We start from the raw sequence: 2,197 nt of genomic DNA, 5'->3' as shown, positions 1-2,197 counted from the left end.
TTCCTGAGTCAATGGCGAGCTCGATATCTCGCAGTTCGCATCATCGTCATTAGCCACCGTGATCACCACTGGCGTGTTGTTGGCATAAGGACCGAACTGAAGCACACCGACCGCCGTAACAGTCTGTGGAGCGCTCCCCTGGTCATCGCTTACCGTGATCGAGGTGGCCGAGCCCAAATCCGTCAGGTCAACGTCCACAAAGAACTCCGGACCAACCACACAGTTAGAAACAACATCGTAGGTCGCAGACGGGTTCACGCATGTCGCACATGCCACGTCAAAGTCCCACTGAGCCGTACAGCAAAAACTACCTGAGGCACAGCTGACACTCCCATCGGCATCGATCTCCATGAATATGGAATCGCCCAGCGAATCGAACGTCAGGCCTGCCAGGTCTCCTCCGTTGTTGCCCTGGAATATCACCGCGCCCGTATTGTCAGTGCCCTCGTATAGAATGATGTCATCGCAACAGGACTCTATACCCCCTGCGTTGAACGTTATCCTTATCGGGCTCCCGTCACTCGAGGTGAAAGTCCAGTTGGTCGTATCGTTGTTGCCATAGCAATATGTAATGTTGGTCGGTGCCTGTGTACAGTCTATCGTATAGTCCGACTGTATCGTCGTGGTGAAGTTCACCGGGCCAGCCCATAGACTGAAGGTACCACCTCCACAGTCGGCTCGCACCCATATCTCGTAGTCCGTTGAAAAGTCCAAGCCCGTCAAGCCTATCGCATTGGTCCCCGTGACCGTCCCCGAGCCAGTAGGCTCGCCCGTTCCGGCAGGAACCACAACGTACTCCCATGACGACTCCCCGTTGTTGCCCGTCCAGGCAACATCTGCAACCGTCCCTCCCACGTTCGAGACATTGATGCTGCTAGGCGCTATACAGAACGAACCACAGGTCTCGACCCTAACCAGGTCTATGGACATGTCGCCCTCAAAGTCACCCGTACCAGTATGGCTGAACTCGACATAAACGACCTGGCCAAGGTAAGCGTCAAGGTTCACCCCGACAGGTACCCATGCCTCATCGCCAGAGGTCTGTAGCTCGCCCGCCCATGCGAAAACATTGGTGAAAGGTCCCGCTGGCGACGTGGAAACACCAACGTTGAGCGTCCCCATGTCAGCACCATAGGCATGCATGTAAAAGGACAGCTCCGCTCCATCGACCGCCGTGGTAAGGTCTATCGAAGGGCTCACGGCAGAGGCCGTGGCCGTAGTGCCACCAGAGGCCTCGTAGTTCATGAAACCGCCACCGCTGAAGGCCGCGTTGGGACCGGTCCCGCCGGATCCCGAATCGTTGGGAATCTCCCAGGTGCCGTCACCTCCGTTAAGGTCTCCCGTCCAGCCGTCGACAGTGTCGAACTCCGCCGTATAGACAAACGAAGAGCTCCCAGAGGCACAGCTCACGCCCACCGGAGGCGGTGGAGGCGTGTTAAGGGTCCTGAAGACTATCGGGCCAACCCAGTTGCTCAAACCGTCAGCACCGCAGTCCGCCCTTAGGTACACCTCGTAGTCCGTCGTGGCCGTAAGGCCCGTTATCGCATAGGGATTGACCGTGACCATATCGCCCGGTCCCGTCGGAAACCCCGTGCCGGCAGGCTGGACAACCACCTCCCATGAGGTCTCGGTCCCGCCTGGGGTCCAGGCAAGGTCCGCTGACGTGTCAGTTATGTTGGCAAGGGAAACCCCTGATGGAAAATCGCAAGTGGAATTGTAGACCTGTACATTGTCGACAAGCCAGTACCATGCCCAGACGTTGCCGTCATTGTAGACGAAACGTACCTGCATGTTCGCGTTCGACAGCGAGGTGATGTCTATGTGCTGCGTGTCGGGAGCGTTGAAAGCGCCAATGTCGGCCGTCTGGTTCAGTACCTCGACCCACGACGTGCCGTCGAAGACCTCCACAACGGCAGAGTCGCCGCCTATGTTGTTGTAGTACTGGTCGAAGTCCAGAAAAAGAGAGACCGCTCCCGTCGTGTCGAAAACCGGGGACGTGAGCGTCTCGATGAGCTCCGTCCCATTACCGTTCGCGTCACTGTCAACGATCGCACAGTTCGTGCCGTTGAGACTGTTGATGCCGCCCTGCTGACCAGATATCCAGGAATCTCCCGTCGCACCACCGCCATCGGTAACTGACCAGGTCGCAGGAATCTCCGTGTCAAATCCCTCCTGCAAATAGGTCTGTGATGTCGCT

At 57.4% G+C, this 2,197-nt stretch carries 1 protein-coding gene; it reads right to left on the bottom strand.

Going from position 1 to position 2,197, the window contains the following annotated elements:
* The coding region (locus tag AB9K26_RS00200) for a choice-of-anchor J domain-containing protein (protein ID WP_369970537.1) at positions 1–2,197 on the bottom strand (2,197 nt) is incomplete at both ends.

Origin of the sequence: Psychroserpens sp. XS_ASV72 (assembly GCF_041224425.1) — a bacterium.
Lineage (GTDB): Bacteria > Bacteroidota > Bacteroidia > Flavobacteriales > Flavobacteriaceae > Psychroserpens.
This window is presented reverse-complemented; position numbering and strand designations above follow the sequence as displayed.